Source organism: Micromonospora sp. ABR4_055 (assembly GCF_056160425.1).
Window position 1 is genome coordinate 1 of the sequence record NZ_JBSWXD010000119.1, and the last position, 21294, is coordinate 21294.

At 71.8% G+C, this 21294-nt stretch carries 22 protein-coding genes and 1 riboswitch; of the genes, 13 read left to right on the forward strand and 9 right to left on the reverse strand.

Translation table 11 applies throughout. The features are described 5' to 3' along the window. Positions 1–415: 415 nt before the first annotated feature. Positions 416–766, reverse strand: a complete 351-nt coding sequence (locus ACXAHD_RS23365) for a VOC family protein (RefSeq protein ID WP_281550965.1) — start codon at positions 764–766, stop codon at positions 416–418. 461 nt (positions 767–1227) lie between these two features. Between ACXAHD_RS23365 and ACXAHD_RS23370 the strand changes: the two genes are divergently transcribed. Further along, positions 1228–1716, forward strand: coding sequence for a roadblock/LC7 domain-containing protein (locus ACXAHD_RS23370; protein WP_289213355.1), 489 nt, complete (start codon positions 1228–1230; stop codon positions 1714–1716). A gap of 84 nt (positions 1717–1800) precedes the next feature. On the opposite strand, the gene ppdK is transcribed toward ACXAHD_RS23370, so the two are convergent. The 5 genes from ppdK to ACXAHD_RS23395 all read right to left on the reverse strand — a co-directional run bounded on the left by ppdK (position 1801) and on the right by ACXAHD_RS23395 (position 8569). Next, positions 1801–4536, reverse strand: coding sequence for a pyruvate, phosphate dikinase (ppdK, locus tag ACXAHD_RS23375; RefSeq protein ID WP_475053182.1), 2736 nt, complete (start codon positions 4534–4536; stop codon positions 1801–1803). Between the two features lie 249 nt (positions 4537–4785). Further along, a complete protein-coding gene (dusB, locus tag ACXAHD_RS23380) occupies positions 4786–5934 on the reverse strand; it encodes a tRNA dihydrouridine synthase DusB (RefSeq protein WP_281555660.1) in 1149 nt (382 codons plus the stop codon). A 125-nt stretch (positions 5935–6059) separates the two neighbouring features. Further along, complete coding sequence (locus tag ACXAHD_RS23385; RefSeq protein ID WP_281550968.1) at positions 6060–7439, reverse strand: glycine--tRNA ligase; 1380 nt, start codon at positions 7437–7439, stop codon at positions 6060–6062. A 70-nt stretch (positions 7440–7509) separates the two neighbouring features. Beyond that, entirely contained in the window at positions 7510–8001 is a 492-nt protein-coding gene (locus tag ACXAHD_RS23390; protein ID WP_475053189.1) for an Rv0361 family membrane protein, read from the reverse strand. Between the two features lie 226 nt (positions 8002–8227). Beyond that, on the reverse strand, positions 8228–8569 hold the full coding sequence (locus ACXAHD_RS23395) for an antibiotic biosynthesis monooxygenase family protein (RefSeq protein WP_281550969.1): 342 nt from the start codon (positions 8567–8569) through the stop codon (positions 8228–8230). Positions 8570–8600: 31 nt separating this feature from the next. On the opposite strand from ACXAHD_RS23395, the gene ACXAHD_RS23400 reads away from it, so the two are divergent. The 7 genes from ACXAHD_RS23400 (at position 8601) to ACXAHD_RS23430 (ending at position 13188) form a co-directional block, all read left to right on the forward strand. Further along, positions 8601–8858 carry a DUF6703 family protein gene (locus tag ACXAHD_RS23400; protein ID WP_281550970.1) on the forward strand — a complete coding sequence of 86 codons (258 nt, stop codon included), beginning with the start codon at positions 8601–8603 and terminating at the stop codon, positions 8856–8858. An 88-nt stretch (positions 8859–8946) separates the two neighbouring features. Next, positions 8947–10002: a metal ABC transporter substrate-binding protein gene (locus ACXAHD_RS23405; RefSeq protein WP_281550971.1), complete on the forward strand. Its 1056-nt coding sequence runs from the start codon at positions 8947–8949 to the stop codon at positions 10000–10002. Further along, complete coding sequence (locus tag ACXAHD_RS23410; RefSeq protein ID WP_475053186.1) at positions 9993–10760, forward strand: metal ABC transporter ATP-binding protein; 768 nt, start codon at positions 9993–9995, stop codon at positions 10758–10760. Before ACXAHD_RS23405 ends, ACXAHD_RS23410 begins: the two co-directional genes overlap by 10 nt. Beyond that, a complete protein-coding gene (locus ACXAHD_RS23415; RefSeq protein ID WP_281550973.1) occupies positions 10757–11674 on the forward strand; it encodes a metal ABC transporter permease in 918 nt (305 codons plus the stop codon). Before ACXAHD_RS23410 ends, ACXAHD_RS23415 begins: the two co-directional genes overlap by 4 nt. Before the next feature lie 84 nt (positions 11675–11758). After that, the gene (locus ACXAHD_RS23420; RefSeq protein WP_370461550.1) at positions 11759–12052 is read left to right on the forward strand and encodes an ArsR/SmtB family transcription factor; all 294 of its coding nucleotides are present in this window, start codon (positions 11759–11761) and stop codon (positions 12050–12052) included. 46 nt (positions 12053–12098) lie between these two features. Then, positions 12099–12539 carry a Fur family transcriptional regulator gene (locus tag ACXAHD_RS23425; protein ID WP_289213359.1) on the forward strand — a complete coding sequence of 147 codons (441 nt, stop codon included), beginning with the start codon at positions 12099–12101 and terminating at the stop codon, positions 12537–12539. Between the two features lie 43 nt (positions 12540–12582). Beyond that, positions 12583–13188 carry a hypothetical protein gene (locus tag ACXAHD_RS23430; RefSeq protein ID WP_281550975.1) on the forward strand — a complete coding sequence of 202 codons (606 nt, stop codon included), beginning with the start codon at positions 12583–12585 and terminating at the stop codon, positions 13186–13188. On the opposite strand, the gene ACXAHD_RS23435 is transcribed toward ACXAHD_RS23430, so the two are convergent. The 3 genes from ACXAHD_RS23435 to ACXAHD_RS23445 form a co-directional block, all read right to left on the reverse strand. Further along, positions 13171–13707, reverse strand: a complete 537-nt coding sequence (locus ACXAHD_RS23435; RefSeq protein ID WP_281550976.1) for a DUF6328 family protein — start codon at positions 13705–13707, stop codon at positions 13171–13173. The two genes, ACXAHD_RS23430 and ACXAHD_RS23435, sit on opposite strands and share 18 nt — an antisense overlap. Positions 13708–13786: 79 nt before the next feature. Further along, a complete protein-coding gene (locus ACXAHD_RS23440) occupies positions 13787–14560 on the reverse strand; it encodes a TIGR03943 family putative permease subunit (protein WP_281550977.1) in 774 nt (257 codons plus the stop codon). After that, positions 14557–15573, reverse strand: a complete 1017-nt coding sequence (locus tag ACXAHD_RS23445; RefSeq protein WP_416592874.1) for a permease — start codon at positions 15571–15573, stop codon at positions 14557–14559. The genes ACXAHD_RS23440 and ACXAHD_RS23445 overlap by 4 nt, the downstream gene beginning before the upstream one ends. Positions 15574–15785: 212 nt before the next feature. Next, a riboswitch (TPP riboswitch) is annotated at positions 15786–15891 on the forward strand. Between ACXAHD_RS23445 and ACXAHD_RS23450 the strand changes: the two genes are divergently transcribed. The 5 genes from ACXAHD_RS23450 (at position 15888) to ACXAHD_RS23470 (ending at position 21166) form a co-directional block, all read left to right on the forward strand. Continuing rightward, a complete protein-coding gene (locus ACXAHD_RS23450) occupies positions 15888–16487 on the forward strand; it encodes an ECF transporter S component (RefSeq protein ID WP_281550979.1) in 600 nt (199 codons plus the stop codon). It overlaps the preceding riboswitch by 4 nt. A 22-nt stretch (positions 16488–16509) precedes the next feature. After that, positions 16510–17934 (forward strand): ABC transporter ATP-binding protein, encoded by a 1425-nt coding sequence (locus tag ACXAHD_RS23455; protein ID WP_475053187.1) that lies wholly within the window; start codon positions 16510–16512, stop codon positions 17932–17934. A 20-nt stretch (positions 17935–17954) separates the two neighbouring features. Next, positions 17955–18755, forward strand: a complete 801-nt coding sequence (locus ACXAHD_RS23460) for an energy-coupling factor transporter transmembrane component T family protein (RefSeq protein ID WP_281550981.1) — start codon at positions 17955–17957, stop codon at positions 18753–18755. A gap of 177 nt (positions 18756–18932) precedes the next feature. Further along, positions 18933–20645, forward strand: coding sequence for a PHP domain-containing protein (locus tag ACXAHD_RS23465; RefSeq protein WP_475053188.1), 1713 nt, complete (start codon positions 18933–18935; stop codon positions 20643–20645). 11 nt (positions 20646–20656) lie between these two features. Continuing rightward, positions 20657–21166 (forward strand): hypothetical protein, encoded by a 510-nt coding sequence (locus ACXAHD_RS23470; RefSeq protein ID WP_281550983.1) that lies wholly within the window; start codon positions 20657–20659, stop codon positions 21164–21166. The last annotated feature ends 128 nt before the right edge of the window (positions 21167–21294 follow it).

Genomic DNA, 21294 nt, shown 5'->3' on the forward strand with positions numbered 1-21294 from the left:
AAAAAAGGGGGGAAGGGAGGAAAAAGGAGAAGAGGAACAAAAAACCCCCCCCCCCCCCCCGCCCACCCCCCCCCCCCCCCCCCCCCCCCCCCCCCCCCCCCCCCCCCGCCAGCGCCTGCTGTCTGACCAGTTCGACCGGGCCGACCGGATCGACGCGACCAGCGCGCCGTCATCATCGGGTAGACATCCTGCTCGGCCGGCACCTGGTCACGGCCGGGGACGCTCCGCCGCACGGCTACGCCCGGTCGGCACGACTGGCCACGCTGGCGCTGGCCCTGCCGGCGGCGGACGGCATCCTGGTCACCGCCCGCTGGCAGACCCACGGCCGGCCCGAGTCCTGCTGGCTGGGGTTCGGCGACGGGCCGGACGGCCGGACGTTCCTGCTGCTGCTGCAGGCTGCGGTGGAGCGGGCCACTCAGCCACGTCCGCTGAGTACGCAGAACTCGTTGCCCTCCGGATCCGCCAGCACCATCCAGGTGACGTCACCCTGGTCGATGTCGACCCGGCGGGCACCCATGTCGACCAGCCGCTCGACCTCCGCTGCCTGATCCGTCGGGCGCAGGTCGATGTGCAGCCGGTTCTTCAACTGCTTGCTCTCCGGCACCGGAACGAAGATCAGCCCGGGCAGTTGGTCCGGTGAGCGCCGGATCTCCACCTCGTCCGACGCCTCGTGCACGATCTGGTAGCCGAGCGCCTGCGCCCACCATCTGGCCAGCCGGGCCGGGTCGTGGGCGTCGACCACCAGGTTCTCCCACTGACTTGCCACCGGCCACCTCCTGAGGTCGTACGGACCCGGTTCCAGGCCTACCGTACGGCGACCACCACCGACCCGGCAGGGTGACGGGCCAAACACCCGAAGTCAGTTTGATGATCGTTCGCAATAGCCGATCAGTTATCAGTTGCTGTCCGATTGCCGATGGTTACGGGTCCACAAAGAAACATCGCCTGCGGTAACGTGCCAGGAGCACATCGTCACTGCTACCTCGACCGGACGATTGGACAACCCGCTGGTGTCGATCATCGACCGACCGAGGCCCGCCGGCACCCCACCCGGCCCGGTGGCGGAACCCTGCGCCCCACCGTCGCGCGGCGCGCAACGTCGCCGACGCCGCGCCGACCGCAGTCGCCCTCCCCACCCGGCCACCACCCGCCCGTACGCCTGCGGCGGGTCGCTCGGGACGAGGTCGGCGACCAGCCAACCGGACGATCGAGTGAAGGAGACCGCCGGTGGACACTGACACCGCTATCGTTACCGAGCTGAACGGGCTACGCCGCCGGGTGCCCGATGTGACCGGCTCCGTACTGACCGGCGTGGACGGCCTGCTGATCACCCACGACCTCGCCAGCGCCGAAGCGGAGAGCATCGCCGCGCTGGCCGCCGCAAGCGTCGGCCTGGGGCGACGGTTCGCGATGACCGCCGGCCACGGTGACCTGAGGGAGACCGTGATCCACGGCAGCCGGGGCCAGGTCGCCCTCTACCCGGTGGGCGACCGGGCGCTGCTCGCCGTACTCGCCGGACCGGGCACCGATCCGGGCCTGCTGCACGCGCACGGCCGCCGGGCGGCGCGGTCGATCGGGGAGCTGCTGCGGAGCAAACCGGCCAGCAACGTCGCGGCACCGGTGCCGGGACTACTGGACAATCACGCGCCGCTGGCGGTCCGCACCCCGATGGCGACCCTGCCGTACAACCCGGCGTTACCGCGCCGCCGGTTCTGACCGACGCCGGCCGGCGGGGACCGAGGCAGCGGCCGGGCACCCTCCCGCCCCCAGGGTGCCCGGCCGCCCTGAACCATCGGCCGGTCAGCGGCTGTCCGAGCCGGTTGACTCGACCGTCGCCCGGCCGGCCTCCAGCCGGGCCACCGGCACCCGGAACGGCGAGCAGGACACGTAGTCCAGACCCGCCTCGTGGAAAAAGTGCACCGAGTCGGGGTCGCCGCCATGCTCGCCGCAGACCCCGATCTTCAGGCCGGGCCGGGCGGCGCGGCCCTCCTCGACGGCGATCCGCACCAGCCGGCCCACCCCGTCCCGGTCGATCGACTCGAACGGCGAGATGCCGAAGATGCCCAGCTCCAGGTAGCGCCAGAAGAACGCGCCCTCCACGTCGTCACGGGAGAATCCCCAGCCCATCTGGGTCAGGTCGTTGGTGCCGAAGGAGAAGAACTGCGCCGATCCGGCGAGCTGACCGGCGGTCAACGCGGCCCGGGGCACCTCGATCATGGTGCCGATCAGGATCTCGACCGACCGGTCGCCGAGCACCTCGGCGATGATCCGGTCGGCTTCCGCGCGTACCGTCTCCAGTTCCTGGACCGCACCGACCAGCGGGACCATGATCTCCGGTCGCGGATCGCGCCCGGCGGCGGCCAACTCGACGGCCGCCTCGGTGATCGCCCGCACCTGCATCGCGAACAACCCCGGGATGACCAGGCCGAGCCGCACGCCACGGAGCCCGAGCATCGGGTTCTGCTCGTGCATCCGGCGCACCGCGGCGAGCAGGGCCGCGTCGCGGCCGGCCTCCTGACCCCGGGCCTGCGCCAGGGCGACCGACACGGCCAGCTCCTCCAGCGACGGCAGGAACTCGTGCAGCGGCGGATCGATCAGCCGTACGGTGACCGGCAGGCCGTCCATCTCCTGGAAGATCTCCCGGAAGTCGGCCCGCTGCAGGGGCAGCAGTTCGTCCAGCGCGGCCGCACGCTCCGCCTCGTCACGGGCCAGGATCAACCGCTCCACCAGCTCCCGGCGGTCGCCGAGGAACATGTGCTCGGTGCGGCACAGCCCGATCCCCTCGGCGCCGAACCGCCGGGCCCGCGCGGCGTCCGCGCCGGTGTCGGCGTTCGTGCGCACCGTCAGCCGCCGCCGGTCGTCGGCGTGGGACAGGATCCGGTGTACGGCGAGCACCAGCGGGTCGGTGGTGGTCGCCGGGTCGACGGAGCCTTCGAAGTACTGCACCACCTCGGACGGGCGCACCGGCACCGCACCGAGGTACAGGCAGCCGCTGGTGCCGTCGATCGACACCACGTCACCTTCGGAGATGATCTGGTCACCGACGATGAACCGCCCGGCGCCGGCGTCGATGTCGAGGGCGTCGGCCCCGCACAGGCAGGTCTTGCCCATCCCCCGGGCCACCACGGCGGCGTGGCTGGTCTTGCCTCCCCGGCTGGTCAGGATGCCCTGCGCGGCGATCATGCCGGGCAGGTCGTCGGGGTTGGTCTCCCGCCGGACCAGAATCGCCTGCTCCCCCTGCCGGGCCAGCTCGACCGCCCGGGCCGAGTCGAAGACGACTTTGCCGACCGCCGCGCCCGGCGAGGCACCGATCCCGGTGGCGATCGTCGGCGGCGCGTCGGACAGGTCGAAGCAGGGGAACATCAGCTGCGCCAGCTGCGCCCCGCTGACCCGGTGCAGCGCCTCGTCCAGATCGATGATTCCCTCGTCGACCAGCTGGCTGGCGATGACGAACGCGGCGGCGGCGGTCCGCTTGCCGACCCGGGTCTGCAGCATCCACAGCTTGCCGCGTTCGATGGTGAACTCGATGTCGCACAGATCCCGGTAGTGGTTCTCCAGCCGGGCCATGATGGTCAACAGCTCACCGTACGACCGGGGGTCGAGCCGGGCCAGCTCCTGCAACGGCAGCGTGTTACGGATCCCGGCGACAACGTCCTCGCCCTGCGCGTTGGCCAGGTAGTCGCCGTAGACCCCCTGGTCACCGCTGGCCGGGTCGCGAGTGAAGGCGACACCGGTGCCGGAGTCCGGCCCCAGGTTGCCGAAGACCATCGCGACCATGTTGACCGCGGTGCCGAGTTCGGTGGGGATCCGTTCCTGACGCCGGTAGATCACCGCCCGTTCGGCGTTCCACGAGTCGAAGACCGCCCGGATCGCCAGGTCGAGCTGCTCGCGGGGGTCCTGCGGGAAGTCCCGGCCGGTGTGCGCGAAAAAGATCTTCTGGTACGCCCGGACCAGTCCACGCAGCGCGTCGGCGTCCAGCGCGAGATCGTCGTCGGAGCCGGTGGCCCGCTTGGCCGCCTCCAGCGCCTGGTCGAACTCCTCCCCCGGCACCCCGCAGACCGTCCGGCCGAACATCTGGACCAGCCGACGGTAGGAGTCCCAGGCGAACCGTTCGTCACCGCCGGCCTGGGCAGCGAGCCCCGCCACGCACTCGTCGTTGAGGCCCACGTTGAGCACCGTCTCCATCATTCCCGGCATGGAGAACCTTGCCCCGGAGCGGACCGAGACCAGCAGCGGGTCGGCCGGGTCGCCGAGCCGTTTGCCACGCTGGCGCTCCAGCCGGGCCAGGGCGGCAGCGATCTGGTCGGGCAGATCCGGCGGTACCGCGCCGCTCGCCAGGTAGGCCCGGCACGCCTCGGTGGTGATGGTGAAGCCGGGTGGGACCGGCAGGCCGAGGTTGGTCATCTCGGCCAGGTTCGCCCCCTTGCCGCCGAGCAGATCCCGCTGGTCGCGGTTTCCCTCGGTGAAGTCGTAGACGTACCTGTGGTGATGGGCTGTCTGCCGGGACGGGTCGCCCGGTCCGCCGGATTCCGCCATTGTTGGCCTCCCATGTGCCGTTCGGCGCTGAACGATGGTTCACCAATGGCCATTGGTTGGCGCAGGTTAAGCGACCAGGGAGGCAAGCCGACAGTAGTGGGTGACCAGCCGCACAGGAAACGACACGGGTGGCGATCGGATGCCGTCCTGGGAGCGCTTCCGTGCGCAGTTCTGCGCATTCACCGGTGTGCTGGATCACTCCGGTCGAGCGGTGTGCGGTACGGGTTCGCCAGCCGGTTCCAGCCGGTTTCAGCCGCCGGAATCGGCGATCTCCGCCCCGGCCGGGACGGAATCGTCGTCCCGGCTGGCCAGCCACCCGTACGGCAGGAAGACCTTGCCCGGCGAGTTCGTCCGGCCCCGCGGCTGGCCCAACGTGTGCCGGGGGAACGGCTCTGCCGGGTCGAGCTTGGACAGCAGCGCGTCGAGCTCCGCCAGGCTGGACACCATGGCGAGGGCCCGGCGCAGCTCACCGCCGACCGGGAAGCCTTTCAGGTACCAGGCCACGTGCTTACGGAAGTCGGTGCAGCCGTCCCGCTCGGCGTCGGCCCGCCCGTCGCGTCCGGTGCCGAACCAGTCGACCAGCAGCTCGGCGTGCCGGCGCATGGTGGCGGCGACCGCGCCCAGGGTCGGCAACGTCCGCCCGGACCCGCCCTCGAACGCCGCCGACAGGTCGGCGAACAGCCACGGCCGGCCCAGACAGCCCCGGCCGACGACGACCCCGTCAGCGGCGGTGTGCGCCACCATCCGCACCGCGTCGTCGGCCTCCCAGATGTCACCGTTGCCGAGCACCGGCACGCTCAACGCCTGCTTGAGCCGGCCGATCGCGTCCCAGTCGGCGGTACCCGAGTACCGCTGGGCGGCGGTACGGGCGTGCAGCGCCACCGCCGCGACCCCGGCCTCCTGAGCCGCCAGCCCGGCGTCCAGATACGTCAGGTGATCGTCGTCGATGCCCTTGCGCATCTTCACCGTCACCGGCACCCCGGCCGGCGCGGCCGCCCGGACCGCACCGGCGACGATCCGGCTGAACAGCCGGTGCCGCCACGGCAACGCCGCACCACCGCCCTTTCGGGTGACCTTGGGCACCGGGCAGCCGAAGTTCAGGTCGATGTGATCGGCCAGGTCACGTTCCACCACGATCCGCACCGCGGCTGCGGTGACCTGCGGATCGACCCCGTACAGCTGCAGGCTCCGGGGGCGTTCGGACGGCGCGAACGCGATCATCCGCAGCGTCTTCGGATTGCGCTCGACCAGCGCCTGCGTGGTGATCATCTCGCAGACGTACAGCCCACCGCCCTGCTCACGGCACAACCGGCGGAAGGCGACGTTGGTGATCCCGGCCATCGGTGCCAGGACCACCGGCGGCCACACCTGGTGGCGGCCGAGCGGCAGCGGCGGCAGGGCCGGCGCGGACCCACCGGCCGGCCGGGACGCGGTGACAGACACGCCGTCCAGGATTCCACGGACCCACCCGGCGCCGGACCCGGGTGGGGGTCAGCCGGTCGGCAACCGCTCCGGGTGGGGGGTCAGCTGGGCGGCAACCGCTCCAGCAGGTACCGCTCGACCTGGTCCAGTGACACCCGCTGCTGCGCCATGGTGTCCCGGTCCCGCACGGTGACCGCGTCGTCGGTCAGCGTCTCGAAGTCGACCGTGACGCAGTACGGCGTACCGATCTCGTCCTGACGCCGGTAGCGGCGACCGATGGCCTGCGAATCGTCGAACTCGACCATCCAGCGGCGCCGCAACGCGGCACCCAGGTCACGTGCCTTCGGCGAGAGGTCGGCGTTGCGCGACAGCGGCAGCACCGCCACCTTGACCGGGGCGATCCGTGGATCGAGACGGAGCACGGTCCGCTTGTCGACGCCGCCCTTGGTGTTCGGTGCCTCGTCCTCGTCGTACGCCGCCAGCAGCAGAGCGAAGACCGTCGCGGTGAGGTCCGCCGCCGGCTCGATCGCGTACGGCACCCACCGCTCACCCCGGTCCTGGTCGAAATAGGAAAGGTCGGCCCCGGAATGCTTGGCATGGGCGGTCAGATCGTAGTCGGCGCGGTTCGTGATCCCTTCCAGCACCACGAATTCCTGATAGGCACCACCGAGCCGGAATTCGATCTCGACGATCCGCTTGGCATGCTGCGGCAGGCCGGCGAGGGGCACCTCGGTACGGCGCAACTGCTGTGGCGCGAGACCCAGGTCGACGTACCAGTCCCACCGCTGCTGTGCCCAGTACTCCAGCCAGTCGTCGTCGGTTCCGGGCTCGACGAAGTACTCCAGCTCCATCCGCTCCCGCTCGTGACCGCGCAGCAGGAACTCGCCGGGGCCGACGACGTTGCGGAAGACCCGGCCGACCTGGGCGATGCCGAACGGCGGCTTCTTGCGGGCGGCGATCATCACGTTGGCGAAGTTCACGAAGGTGCCCGGTGCCGCCTCCGGCCGCAGGTAGTACCGGTCCGGTGGTGGCCCCGGACGGTCCGGCGAGACCTCGATCAGGCCGCTGACCTGCTGCGGGTCGGTGAGGCTGCCCCGGCTGCCGCAGCTCGGACAGGCGAGCTCGGCGAGTGCGGCAGCCGGCTGTTCCCGGCGTACGGTGAACGCCTCGACGATCCGGTCCAGCGGTTGGGTGAGGTCGCAGGCCCGGCACCGGACCCGGGTCTGGGTGTAGGCGTCGAGCAGGCCGGACGCAGTGAACACCGGCCTCGCCTGGATGACCGCCGCGTCGAGGCCGACGACGTCGTCGCGGTGCTGCACCACCGTGCGCCACCACTGCCGGCGGACATGCTCCTTGAGCTCCACGCCGAGTGGCCCGTAGTCCCAGGCGACCGGTTGGCCGCCGTAGACCTCACCAGACGGGAACGCGAAACCACGCCGGTGGGCGAGACTGGCCACGGCGTCGATGCGGTCGGCTGGCATGCGCTGCTCCTACACCGGCTGGCGGCCGGCGGGGATGTGCGGACGGGCTGATCTGGCAGATGTTCGGAGGCTACCCCTCGACGCCGCAGACCTCTAGCTCACCGGTGCCGGTGTCCTGGTTGAGCGACACCCGCAGGGTGTCCTCGCCGCCTTGGGCGTAGTCGACCTCCACCGGTACGACGATCCGGCTGGTGACCGAGACCTGACCGACCTCGTAGGCGGTGATCTCCGGCTCCGTGGCGAGTCGTCGGGCGAATTCGCTGGCCGATTCACGGCTCTGCGCCTCGGCGCAGAGCATGTCGTACGCGGCGCCGAAGTCCTGCTGACTCACCGCTTCGAAGTAGTCGCCGACCGCGATCCGGGCCTGTTCGTCGATCGCTTCGGCGCCGGTGACGATCAGTCCGACCAATGCGACGGTGCCACCACCGCAGCACAGAAGCAGCGCGAGTGCCGCGACGCCCAGCCCGATCCAGACCCGCGCGGTGCGGCCTTCGGCCGGCGGAGCGGCGAACGGCGGCGCGGCCCCGGGGCCGGCCGGCACCGGGGTCACCGGACCAGGCACCGTAGTCGCCGGGCCGGGCACCGGGGTCACCGAGCCAGCAGCCGGCGTGGCGTCCGGTGCGGCCTCAGACTGTCCGGTCGCGGCAGGCTGCGGCGGCGGCTGGCGGTCCGGCGGAGCCCACGGCGAGGGTGCCTGCCACGGGGACGCCTCGTCGGGCACGGCGGACGGCGGGCGCGGTTGCGCCGGTCCGGGATCGGTCATGGGGCAAAGGGTAGTGCCCGCCGGCTCACCGTTCCGGCTCCGCCGCCCGGTCACTGGTGTGGGCTGCGGGTTCTTCTCCGGGCCCGGCGGTGACCAGTTCCTCGTACGCGGACGGCTCGTCGAGCGATTCGGCGAGCAGCGGCGTCGCGTCCACCTTCACCTCGAAGGAACCGAGCGCCCGCCGGTAGGTGCCCACTGACTCCCATTCGGTGACCAGGCACCAGCGGAGCGGGTCCTCCAGCGCGCGGGTCAGTGCGCCGCGCCGGTACCCCGGGCGGCCGGCCAGGGCACGCAACGCGGCCCGGGCGCGATCGACGAAGCCGGGCGTGTCCGCCTCCGGCACGGCGAACCGGTTGACCACCAGCACGTCGAGTCCCCTCCTGACTAGAGTCGGTCGGATGCAGCCTACGCAACCGTCGCCGCCGGTCCGCCCCGGGCGGATCAGCCCGACCGGGGCGTTTCTCACCGCCCTGGCGCTCGTCCTGGTCGGGCTCTTCGCACCGGGCATCGTCGGCGCGGCGGCGCTGCTGCTGTTGGCCGCCGGGCTGGTCTGGTTGCTACGTAGCAGCTGGCCGGCGGTGCCGGCGGCTGGACGAATGTTCCGCCTGGTGGCGCTCACCCTGCTCGTGGCGGTCGCCCTCGCCAAGATCTTCTAGCCCTGCTCAGACCGCTCGTCCAGGCGGCAGCGAATCATGCAACCATGCGTTTTTGACAATCATTATCGTCGCCACGGACAGTTGCCTGATGCACAGCCACCTCTTCCGTCGTACCGTCGCCACCACCGCAGGTGCCCTGCTGGCCCTGGGCAGCACCGCCGCCTGCGCCCAGGACGGCGGCGACGGGTCCGCCGGCGACACCACGGTCGGCGTGGTAGCCGCCTTCTACCCCTTGCAGTTTTTGGCCGAACGGATCGGCGGCGACGCCGTCACGGTTACCGGTCTCGCGCCCCCCGGAGCGGAGCCGCACGACCTGGAGCTCAGCCCTCGGCAGGTCGGCGAGGTCAGCGACGCGGACCTGGTCGTCTACCTGAGTAACTTCCAGCCCGCCGTCGATGCCGCGGTCGAGCAGGAGGCCGGTGACCACGCATTCGACGTGGTGGAGGTCGAGCCGCTGCTGGACGCCACCGACGGTGGTCACAGCCACGACCACGGCGACGAAGACGAGCACGCCGACGACGAGGCGGACCACGCCGACGAAGACGAGCACGCCGACGACGACGAGCACGCCGACGACGAGGCGGACCACGCCGACGAGGCGGACGACCACGCCGAGGAGACCGGCGCGAAGGACCCGCACCTGTGGCTGGACCCCACCCGGTTCGCCACCGTCGGTGACGCGCTGGCCGAGCGTCTCGCCGCCGTCGACCCGGACCACGCCGCCGACTACACCGAGCGTGCCGCCGCGCTGCGCACCGAGTTGGAGGCCCTGGACGCCGAGTACGCCGAGCGGCTGGCCGACTGCGAGCGCCGGGAGATCATCACCAGTCATGCCGCCTTCGGCTACCTGGCAGCCCGCTACCAGCTCGACCAGATCGGGATCACCGGGTTGAGCCCGGAGGACGAGCCGACCCCGCAGCGCCTCGCCGAGGTGATCGAGGAGGCCCGGGAGCACCAGGCGACGACGATCTTCTTCGAGACGCTGGTCAGCCCGAGCGTCGCCGAGACCATCGCCGACGAGACCGGTGCCGAGACTGCAGTGCTCGATCCGATCGAGGGACTGCAGCCAGACGCCGACGGAGACTATTTTTCGGTGATGCACAACAATCTTAACAATCTGACCGCCGCCCTGGGATGTTCGTGACCACCAGCGTCGTCCAGGTATCGCGCGGAGCGGTCGGCTACGACAACCGCACCGTCCTGCGCTCCGTCGACCTCACCGTGACCAGCGGTGAGGTCGTCGCGCTGCTGGGCGCCAACGGTTCCGGCAAGTCGACCCTGATCCGCGCGGCACTCGGGCTGGTGCCGCTGCGCAGCGGCTCGGTGCACCTGTTCGGGGTGCCGGCGACGCGGTTCCGGCAGTGGCACCGGATCGGCTACGTCCCACAACGGCTCGGTGCCGGCAGCGGCGTACCGGCCACCGTCGGCGAGGTGGTCGCCTCCGGTCGGCTGGCCCGTCGCGGCGTACTGCGACCGCCCGGTGCCGCCGACCGGACGGCCGTCGCCGCGGCGCTGAGCGCCGTCGGCCTCGCCGACCGGTCCCGGGATCCGGTGGCCACGCTCTCTGGCGGTCAGCAGCAACGGACGCTGATCGCCCGCGCGCTGGCCGGCGAACCGGAACTGCTGGTGCTCGACGAACCCACCGCCGGGGTCGACGCGGCCAGCCAGGAGGCGTTTGCCCGGGCACTCGGCGCGTTCCTGGCCGGCAACGGTACGGTGCTCCTCGTCGCCCACGAGCTCGGTCCGCTGCAGCCGCTGATCGACCGGGCCGTGGTGCTGCACCACGGCGAGGTGGTGCATGACGGCGCGGTGCCTGCGCCGGCCGGCCACCACGCGGACCCCGGACACGACCACGTCCACCCGCACGCCGCGGTGGAGCCGGCCCAGATGTGGACCACATGAGCATCTTCCAGTACGAGTTCATGATCCGGGCCCTGATCGGGGCCCTGGTCATCGGCCTGGCCGCCCCGGCCCTCGGCATCTACCTGGTGCAGCGTCGGATGTCGCTGATCGGCGACGGCGTCGGCCACGTGGCGCTGACCGGCGTCGGCGTCGGTCTGCTGCTGGACCGCTCCCCGGTGCTCACCGCCGTAATCGCCGCCGCAGTCGGCGCGGTCGCCATCGAGCTGCTGCGCGAACGCGGGCGTACCTCCGGCGACATGGCGTTGGCCCTGCTCTTCTACGGCGGCATCGCCGGCGGGGTGATGCTGGTCGGGCTGGCCGGCGACCGCAGCAACGCCAACCTGATGGCGTACCTCTTCGGCTCGCTCACCACCGCCTCGGTCGAGGACCTGTGGGTGATCGTGGTGCTGGCCGCAGTCGTGCTGACCGCGATGCTGCTGCTGCGGCCGGCGCTGTTCGCCATCTGTCACGACGAGGAGTACGCCCGGGTCTCCGGCCTGCCGGTGCGCACCCTCAACCTGCTGATCGCGGTGACCACCGCGGTGACCGTCACCATCGCCATGAGGGCGGTCGGCCTGCTGCTGGTCAGCGCGCTGATGGTGGTCCCGGTGGCGACCGCCCAGCAGATCACCCGGGGTTTCCGCAGCACCATGGCGATGGCGATGATCATCGGTACGGCCTCCGCCGGCGGCGGGGTGTGGCTGGCCGGAACCGCCGACACCGCGATGGGCGCGACCATCGTGATCCTGGCGATCGCTGCCTTCGCGGCCACCGCCGTCGGCGCCGGGACGTGGCGGCTGCTGCGCCGCCGCGCCGGCACGCTGGCCGTCCACCGCCGGCAGCCCCGCGAGGTCGAACCGCCCGAGGTGGTCCTGGACCGTCCCGCCGAGATGGTCCCGGATCGTCCCGTCTGACCTGGTACAGACCCGGCAACGAGCACCGCTGAGCCGCCTGCCTGCCGATCCGCCTCCGGTATTGGTTACCGTTGCGGGGTGACGATGGCCAACGGCTACGACGGGTACGAGAGCGCCAGCGAGTTGCTGCGCGCACTCTCGGCCCCGCTGCGGGTGGCCATCGTGACCGAGCTCGCCCAGGGCGAACGGTGTGTCCACGAACTCGTGCAGAAGCTCGGCGCGCCGCAACCGCTGGTGTCCCAGCATCTGCGGGTGCTGCGGGGCGCAGGCGTGGTGCACGGCTCCCGGCGAGGCCGGGAGATCGCTTACGCGCTGGTCGACGAACACGTCGCGCATATCGTCGCGGACGCTGTCAGTCATGCCCGGGAGGTCCGGTGAGCAGCCGCCGGCACCGGCCCGGTCAGAACACGTCCCGGAGGCCTTGATGAGGACTGGAGACACCACGCCCGGCACCGCAGAGCCCTCGGCGGTGCGCAACACCCGGCAACGCAGCGCGGTCAGCGCCATCCTCGACGAGCTCGCCGGCTTCCACAGCGCCCAGGAGCTGCACGCCATGCTGCGTCAGCGGGGCGACCGGGTCGGTCTGACCACGGTCTACCGGACGTTGCAGGGGCTGGCCGACTCCGGCGAGGTCGACGTGATGCGTCCACCTGGCGGCGAGCACCTGTACCGGCGGTGCAGCCAGGGCCACCACCATCATCTGGTCTGCCGCTCGTGCGGCAGCGCGGTCGAGGTGGCCGGGCCGGCGGTGGAAAGCTGGGCGGAACGGATCGCGGCGCAGCACGGCTACATCGGAGTCAGCCATACGATGGAGATCTTCGGGACCTGCCCGAAATGCGCCGCCCGGCGTACCCCGAAGACGTGACCGCGTATACGCGGTTCCGGTCCTCGTACGGCACGCTGTGCGTATGCAGATCTACGCCGACCGTTTTCCGCGCGCCGGCCGGCAACTCGCCACCGACCTGATCGTCGTCGTCTGGGTCTACCTGTGGATCCGTGCCGCCAGCTGGCTGCATGACCGGGTCGGTGAGCTGGCCGACGCTGGTCGGACATTAGAGAACGCCGGCACCGGGCTGGCCGACAACCTCGCCGACGTCGGCAGCCGGGTCGGCCGGGTGCCACTGGTCGGCGACGAGCTGACCGGGCCGTTCGAGCAGGCCGCCGGGGCGGCCCGTTCGGTCGCCGCCGCCGGGCAGGAGCAGCAGGACCTGGTCGGTGAGCTGGCCCTGGTGCTGGCCGCCACGATGCTGGTCTTTCCGCTGGGTCTGGTGCTGTTCGGCTGGTTGCCGTTGCGGGTGCGCTGGATCCGGCGGGCGAGCGCGGCGGCCCGACTGCGCGGCGTACCGGCCGGGTCGGATCTGCTGGCGTTGCGGGCGCTGACCACCCGCCCGCTCGGCACCATCGCCGCGCTCGGACCGGACGTCGCCGCTGGGTGGCGGCGGGGCGACCCGGCGGTCACCGACGCGTTGGCGGAGTTGGAGCTGCGGGCGTTGGGCCTACGTGGCCGACGCTGACCGGCCGCCGCGCCCGGCACCACCGTCGCTGTCCTCGTCCTCGTCGTCCTCGTCCTCATCGTCGCCGTCCAGCCAGCCACGGTGCACGAAGGGCAGGGCCGCCCAGAAGATCAGGAACCACACCCCGGTGAGGCCGCTGAGCACGAAGGCGACCGGTCGGGGCAGGATGAAGTCGGTGACCAGCAGCACCGAGCTGACCATGGCGACCAGCATCAGGCTGAGACCGCCGCTGGCCATCCGGTGGGCGAACCGGACCAGTTCCGGCTTGCGGCCACGTCGGAAGAGCGCCCGGTGGAACGCCACCGGCGAAATGATCAACGCGGCGGCGGCCGCCGCCGCCAGCAGCGCCACCACGTACACGTCCCGTTGGAACCCGTTCGTGTCGGGGAAACCGCTGCTGAACGGCAGGGTCAGCAGGAACGCGAAGAGGATTTGCACCCCGGTCTGGGCGACCCTCAGCTCCTGCAAAAGATCGGAAAAGTTGCGCTGCCAGCGTTCCTTCTCAGTCTCCCGGTCCACGTCCGCTCGTCCTCCTGCCGAACCGCCCACGCTCGAACGGCGATCGGCAATGTGCCCCGGACCCCGCAGCGGGAAACCTCTACTCGTACTGCTGCCGGGGGGCGTCGATCTGCTGCCACGACTCGACCGCCAGATAGGGGATGCTGGCCCCGTTCACCGGGTCGGTGCCGATCCGGTCGCTGTACCGACCGACCACCTCGATCCAGGTGTCCGCCGGCAGCCCGGTCGGAGCGCTGCCGTCCATCCCGACCTTGATCGGCCGGCCGTCGGCGGCGCAGCAGGACAGTACGATCCGGGCCAACATCGGCTCACCGTCCGGGCCGTCGGTGACAAAGCCGGTGAGCCGTACGTTGCGCCCGTCCAGCGACCGGCCCTCGTCGAAGATCGCCCGGGAGGCGTAGTCGAGCACGCTGATCTCGGCCGGATCGCCGTCCGGCAACGGCGGATAGTCCGACGATGCCTGCTCGCTGCTCAACGCGGTGCCGGCCTGCGCGACGGCGTACGAACCCAGCGCCGGCGGGGCGACCAGCAGCAGCCCGAGCACCGGCAGGATCAGCAGCCAGCCCACCCTCGGCTCGTGATGGGCGTGGCCATGCCCGTCGTCGGCGGCGTCGCCGGGCCCGGAATGCGCATCGTGCCCGGAATGCGCAACGACGGCGGGCGCCGGTGTCGACCGACGCCGCAGGTCGTGCCAGAGCGTCATGACCGCTGCGGCGATCAGCAGCAGGCCGGCGACGATCAGGAACGGCTGCAGCGCCTCCTTGACGTACCGCAGGTACATGTCGGTGACGCTGGCCCGGACCACCGCGCCACCGAGCAGCAGCAGCACCACACCTTGAGCCTGTTTGTTCACAGCAGCACCGTCCCCACCGCGACCGCCACCACGATGGCGATCAGGAATGTCGCCGGAGCGAACCGGTACGCGAATCTGCGCCCGAACGTGCCGGCCTGCATCGAGACAAGTTTCAGGTCGACCATCGGGCCGACGACCAGGAAGACCAGCCGTGACGTGAGCGAGAACTGCGACAACGAGGCCGCGACGAAGGCGTCCGCCTCGGAGCAGATCGACAACAGCACGGCGAGTGCGGCGAGCGCCAGGATGGACAGCACCGGATTGTCGGCGAGGGTCTGCAACCAGCGCTCCGGCACCAGCACGTTGATACTGGCGGCGGCCATCGCGCCGATCACCAGGAAACCGCCGGCGTGCATGATGTCGTGCCGGACCGCCGCCCAGAACGCCCGCGCCCGGGACAGGTCGTCCAGGTCGGGGCGGTGCGGCAGGCGGATCCAGTCGGTGCGACCCAGCCGCAGCCACAGCCAGCCCATCACGACCGCGACGAGCAGGCTGGCGACACCCCGGCCGACGACCATCTCGGGGTTGTTCGGGAAGGCGACCGCCGTGGCCACCAGCACGATCGGGTTGATCGCCGGGGCGGCGAGCAGGAAGGCCAACGCGGCGGCCGGCGCGACGCCCCGCCGGATCAGCGACCCGGCGATCGGCACCGAACCGCACTCGCAGCCGGGCAACACCACCCCGGCGGCGCTGGCCACCGGCACCGCCAGCGCCGGGTGTTTCGGCAGCGCCTTCGCCCAGAACGACCTGGGTACGAAGACCGCGATCACCGCGGAGAGCACCACCCCGAAGACCAGGAACGGCATCGCCTGGACCATCACCGACACGAAGACCGTGGTCCAGGTCTGCAGCCGGGGGTCGGAGATCAGGTTGGCCAACGGCTCGCGGAAGATCACCAGCCCGATCAGCAGGAAGGCGAGCACCTCCACCGAGCCGACCCGGTCACCGAACAGTCGGCGTCGGGGCGGACGCGGGCCACCGGGCGGTCCGGCGCCGCCGCCGGACCCGGGCAGGTCGTCGTCGGCCGGCGCGGCCCAGTCGATGTCGTCGCCTGGGCGCGTCCGACGCGTCGCGGTGCGATCGGCAGCGGTCACGGCGGGCTGGTCCCCTCGCTGGTGTGAAGGCGGGCAGTTCACGATAACCCGCGCAGGGGTGCCCGCCACCACACCGGGACTCGACCACTGTCGGTGCGGTGCCACCGGTGCTAGCGTCAGTGGCACAACCTGATGTCCCACAGGGGAGCGCACACAGCGCTGAGAGTGCGGGGAGTCCCGCAGACCCTCGAACCTGATCTGGGTAATGCCAGCGCAGGGAGTTGGAGCGACGTATGACGCAGCAATCTATGCCCGCCGACCGTAGCTGGCGGACCGTCGACATCGTGGTCGCCTCGGTGATCGCGGTCGCGTTCGGGGTGGTCTTCTGGCTGTGGGGACTGATCTGGACCGCCACCGAGGCCGCGTTCACCTTCTTCCCGCCCGCTCAGGCAGTGCTGTACGGGGTGTGGCTGGTGCCGGCTGTGCTCGGCGCGCTGGTGATCCGCAAGCCGGGGGCCGCGCTGTTCTGCGAGCTGGTCGCAGCGGTCGTCTCGGCGGCGTTGGGCAGCCAGTGGGGTGCCGTGGTGATCGTGCAGGGGCTGGCCCAGGGGGTCGGTGCCGAGCTGGTGTTCCTGGCGGTGGCGTACCGCTCGTTCCGGCTGCCGGTGGCGCTGACCGCCGGGGCCACCGCCGGGCTCGGCGCGGCGATCTTCGACCAGATCCGCTACTACGCGCCGTACGACCTGGTCAGTTTCCGGATTCCGATCTTCATCGTCACTGTGGTCAGCGCGATCGTGCTGGCCGGTGCCGGCAGCGTGGCGCTGACCCGGGCACTGGCCCGCACCGGGGTGCTCGACCGGTTCCCCGCCGGCCGCGACCGCACCACGGTGTGACCCGGCCAGGGCCGGCCGGGTCGTGAGCCGGCTGGAGCTGCGCGGGTTCGGCTGGCGGCACGCCGGCCGCCGGGCCTGGGCGGTCCGTGACGTCGAGCTGAGCGTCGACGCCGGCGAACGGGTCCTACTGCTCGGGCCGTCGGGGGCCGGCAAGAGCACGCTGCTGGCGGCGATCGCCGGGTTGCTGCCGGCCGACTCGGGCGAGCAGGCCGGCACCGTCACCGTCGACGGGCTCGACCCGCGCAAGGCCCGCGAGCGGGTCGGCATCGTCTTCCAGGACCCGCAGAGCCAGCTGGTCATGGCGCGCAGCGGCGACGACGTGGCGTTCGGGCTGGAGAACCGGGGGGTGCCGGCCGAGCAGATCTGGCCACGGGTGGACGCCGCGCTGGCGCGGGTCGGTTTCCGCTACGGCCGGGACCGGCCGACTGCCGCGCTGTCCGGCGGCGAGCAGCAGCGGCTGGCCCTGGCCGGGGCGCTCGCCCTGCGGCCGGGTCTGCTGCTGCTGGACGAACCGACCGCGAACCTCGACCCGGCCGGCGCCGACCTGGTCCGCGACGCCGTCGCCGGGGCGCTCGACGGGGACCGGGACACCACGCTGGTGATCGTCGAGCACCGGGTGGCGCAGGCGCTGCCGCTGGTCGACCGGGTGGTGGTGCTGTCCGCCGGTGGCGGCGTGCGGGCCGACGGCAAGCCGGACGAGATCTTCGACCGGTACGGCGGGCAACTGGCCGCCGACGGTGTCTGGGTGCCGGACCAGCCGTTGCCGCAGCGCGGTGGTTCCGCCGCCCCGGCCGGTGAGCCGCTGCTGATCGCCGACCGGGTCGGGCTGGTGCCCCGGCTCGCCCCGCTCGCCGACGAGGTGCCGGTACGCGGCGGCGAGGCACTGGCCGTGCTGGGGCCCAACGGCGCCGGCAAGACCACGCTGGCCCTGCTGCTCGGCGGGCTGGTCGCGGCCACCGACGGAGCGGTCCGGGCCACCGCCGCGTTGACCGGCGACGGCCGGGTCGGCCCGGCCCCGCACCGGTGGCAGGCACCGGAGCTGGTCCGCCGGATCGGCAACGTGTTCCAGAACCCGGAGCACCAGTTCGTTGCCACCACGGTGGCCGACGAGCTGGCCCTCGGCCCGCGCCGCTGCGGGCTGCCGGAGTCGGCCGTCGCGCCGGTGGTCGACGAGTTGCTGCACCGGCTGCGGCTGGACCGGTTGGCGGCTGCCAACCCGTACACCCTGTCCGGTGGTGAGGCGCGGCGGCTGAGTGTGGCGACCGCCCTGGCCACCGCGCCCCGCCTGCTGGTGCTCGACGAGCCGACGTTCGGCCAGGACCGGCGCACCTGGCTCGAACTGGTCGCGCTGCTCGGTGAGCTGCGCGACGCCGGGCACGGGATCGTGACGGTGACCCACGACGTCGACCTCGTCGCCGCCCTCGCCGACCGGCGGTTGACCCTGTGAGCCGGCCGGCGGCTGACCCAGTGATCGGCGAACCGGACGGCACCAAGAAGACGGCGCCGCTGGCCCGCCGCAACCCGGTGGCGAAGCTCGCCGCCGCGCTGGTCTTCTCGGTGCTGCTGCTGGCCACCCTGGACCCGCTGGCGCCGGCCGTCGCGATCGCCGTCGAGCTCGCCGTGGTCCCGCTGTTCGGGCTGGGCTACCGTGCCCTGCTGCGCCGAATGGCGCCGCTGCTGCTGAGCGCCGCCGGTGTGCTGGTCACCCTGACGCTGTTCGCCGCCGAACGGACCGGCCCGGTGCTGCTCGCCGCCGGCCCGGTGCTGGTCACCAGCGGCGTACTGGTCACCGCACTCGGGCTGGCGTTGCGCCTGCTGGCCGTGGCGCTGCCCGGGGTGCTGGTCTTCGCCACCACCGACCCGACCGACCTGGCCGACGCCCTGGTGCAGAACGTCAAGGCCCCGCCCCGGTTCGCGATCGGGGCGCTCGCCGCGTTCCGGCTGGTGCCGATGCTGGCCGCCGAGTGGCAGCTGCTGGCGATGGCCCGCCGGGCCCGGGGCATCGACGCGGGCCGCAACCCGGTGCGCCGGCTCCGGTTGTTCGCGGCGACCGCCTTCGGGCTGCTGGTCCTGGCGATCCGCCGGGGCACCCGGCTGGCCACCGCGATGGACGCCCGGGGGTTCGACGCCGGCATCCCCCGGACCAGCGCCCGGCGGCAACGGTTCGGGGCGGCCGACGCGGCTCTGGTCGCCGGTGCCGCGATCGCAGCCGGAGGGTCGCTGGCGGTCAGTCTCGCCGCCGGGGTCTTCCGCCCGGTGATCGGCTGATCCTGGCCCGGCCACCCCCCGGCACAAAGATCAGCAGGTCACGCCAGATGCCACAGATGCATACATGGCAACACCTTCACGACACGTGCGCCGCAACGACGGCAGCACGTCGCCTGCTGTTTCCCCACCTCCACGAGATTGACCGCGACAAAAGTTGATCTGGGAGGCGGAACAGGGATGGGACACCACCACCACCATCACCACCACGACCACGCAGCGAGCGGTGCCGACGTACCGGCACCGCTCGACCTGTCGGTGCCGGACGCCGAACTGTCGCCGACCGAGGCGTCCCGGCGTACCTTCCTGCGCAACGCCGGGCTGCTCGGAGCCGGCGCGGCCGCGTCGTCGGTGCTGGCCGGCGGACACGCCGCGCACGCCGCACCGGCCAACGACCACAGCGGCGGCACCGGCGGTGGCCAGGCCAACGACGGCGAGTTCGTCTGGCTGGCCGGCGACCACCACATCCACACCCAGTACAGCTCGGACGCCATGTACCGGGTGGTCGACCAGGCCAAGCACGCCCGCGCGTACGGTCTGGACTGGATCGTCATCACCGACCACGGCAACGCCACCCACTCCCGTATCGGCGTGGAAAAGGTCAACCCGGACATCGTCGAAACCCGCAAGGAAATCAAGGACCTGCTGATCTACCAGGGCCTGGAGTGGAACATCCCATCCGCCGAGCACGGCACGGTCTTCGTCCAGCCGGGGCCGAACGAGGTCGCCGTACTCAAGCAGTTCGAGACCGACTACGACGGCTCGGTGACCGGCACCAGCAACCCGAGCCCGGCCAACGAGGCGCTCGCCATCGCCGGCATCAAGTTCCTCGGTGACGAGGTGCGCCGGCGCCGCATCGGCGGTGCGCTGTTCCTGGCCAACCACCCGTCCCGGCGGGGCGTCGACTCGCCGCACGAGGTGCGGGCCTGGCGCGACGCCGACCCGACCGTGGCGGTCGGTATGGAGGGCGCGCCCGGTCACCAGGCCTCCAGCCTGCCGGCACCAAACGGCCCGGGTCGTGGTCGCGGCTACTACGAGGGCAGCCCGTCGGCGGCGTCGTTCCCCGGCTACCCGTTGGAGAGCTACCGCACCTGGGGCGGGTTCGACTGGATGACCTCCACCGTGGGCGGGCTGTGGGACAGCCTGCTCGCCGAGGGCAAGCCGTGGTGGATCAGCGCCAACTCCGACTCGCACATCAACTACCTGGGTACGTCGATGCGCGGGCCGGACAGCGACTTCAACGCCAACGGCAAGTACAACGACCCGGTGTACGGGCCGCTGATCACCACCGCCGGTGACTTCTGGCCGGGCCAGTACAGCCGTACCCACGTCGGCGCGCAGGCGTTCGGCTACCGCGCCGTGATGGACGCCATCCGGGCCGGCCGGGTCTGGGTCGACCACGGCGGTCTGATCCGGGGCTTGGGCATGCGGGTCCGCCGGCTCAACGACCAGCGGCCGGGTGCCGGTGCTACCCTCGGCGGTACGTTGAAGATCAAGAGTGGTACGTCGGTCGTGGTGACCCTCGACATCGATCTGGCGACCGTGCCGAACTGGGCGCAGTTCGTGCCAAAGCTGGCTCGGGTGGACCTGATCGTCGGCGACGTCACCGGACCGGTCACCGACCAGGACGCCTTCACCGCCCCGACCACCCGGGTCGCCGCCTCGTTCGAGGTGCAGCCGGGCCGCAAGCGGGTGTCGTTCAGCTACCCGCTGGGCCGGGTGGACCGACCGATGTACGTCCGGGTCCGCGGCACCGACGGCAACCGCAGCGCGCCCGGTCTGATAGGTGCGGCGGTCGACCCGCACGGCCCGGCGATGGACGTGCTCGGCGACGCCGACCCGTGGCTGGACCTGTGGTTCTACGGCAACCCGATCTGGGTCCTGCCATCCTGACCGCCACCGCCGTGACAGTCATCGGAATCAGCCTGGGGCACGCCGACGACGCCGCCGCCGAACACTGGCTGCACGACGTCGTCGGCGTGGCCGACCTGCCCGACCTCGTCGCCTGCACCCATCTGGTGCGGACACCGAGGCCACACGTGGCGATCAGCCTGGCCGCCCCCGACGGGCTGCCCGACCTGCCCGCCACCCCGGCCGATCTGGTCCCGGCGGCGGAGCTCGCCGCCGACGAACACCGGGCCGGCCGGTCCGGGCGGGCAGTGCGCTACCCCGGGGTCGACCGTCTGGTCGGCACACTCACCGTCGCGGAGCTGCTCGAACTCAGCGCGATCGAGCAGGTCATCATGCTCGGCGGCGCGGTTCCGGAGCCGGAGACGCCGGTGCAGACCCGGGACTTCGTCCGGCCGCAGTGGATCAACGGAGTGCTCACGTTGATCACCACTCCGGTCGGACCGGGGCGGATCGGGCCGTTCGAGCTGCCCGACCCGACCCCGTGCTGCGCCGACAAGCACTGACCGTACGCCTCACCTATCCAGAATCACCTATCCAGCCTCCGGCGCTGGTCACATCCTGTGGCCAGCGCCGGAGGCAGTCTCATGCTCGACGGCCTTCCCTTGCCGGAGCCGCGAGGTGAGGCTGACGC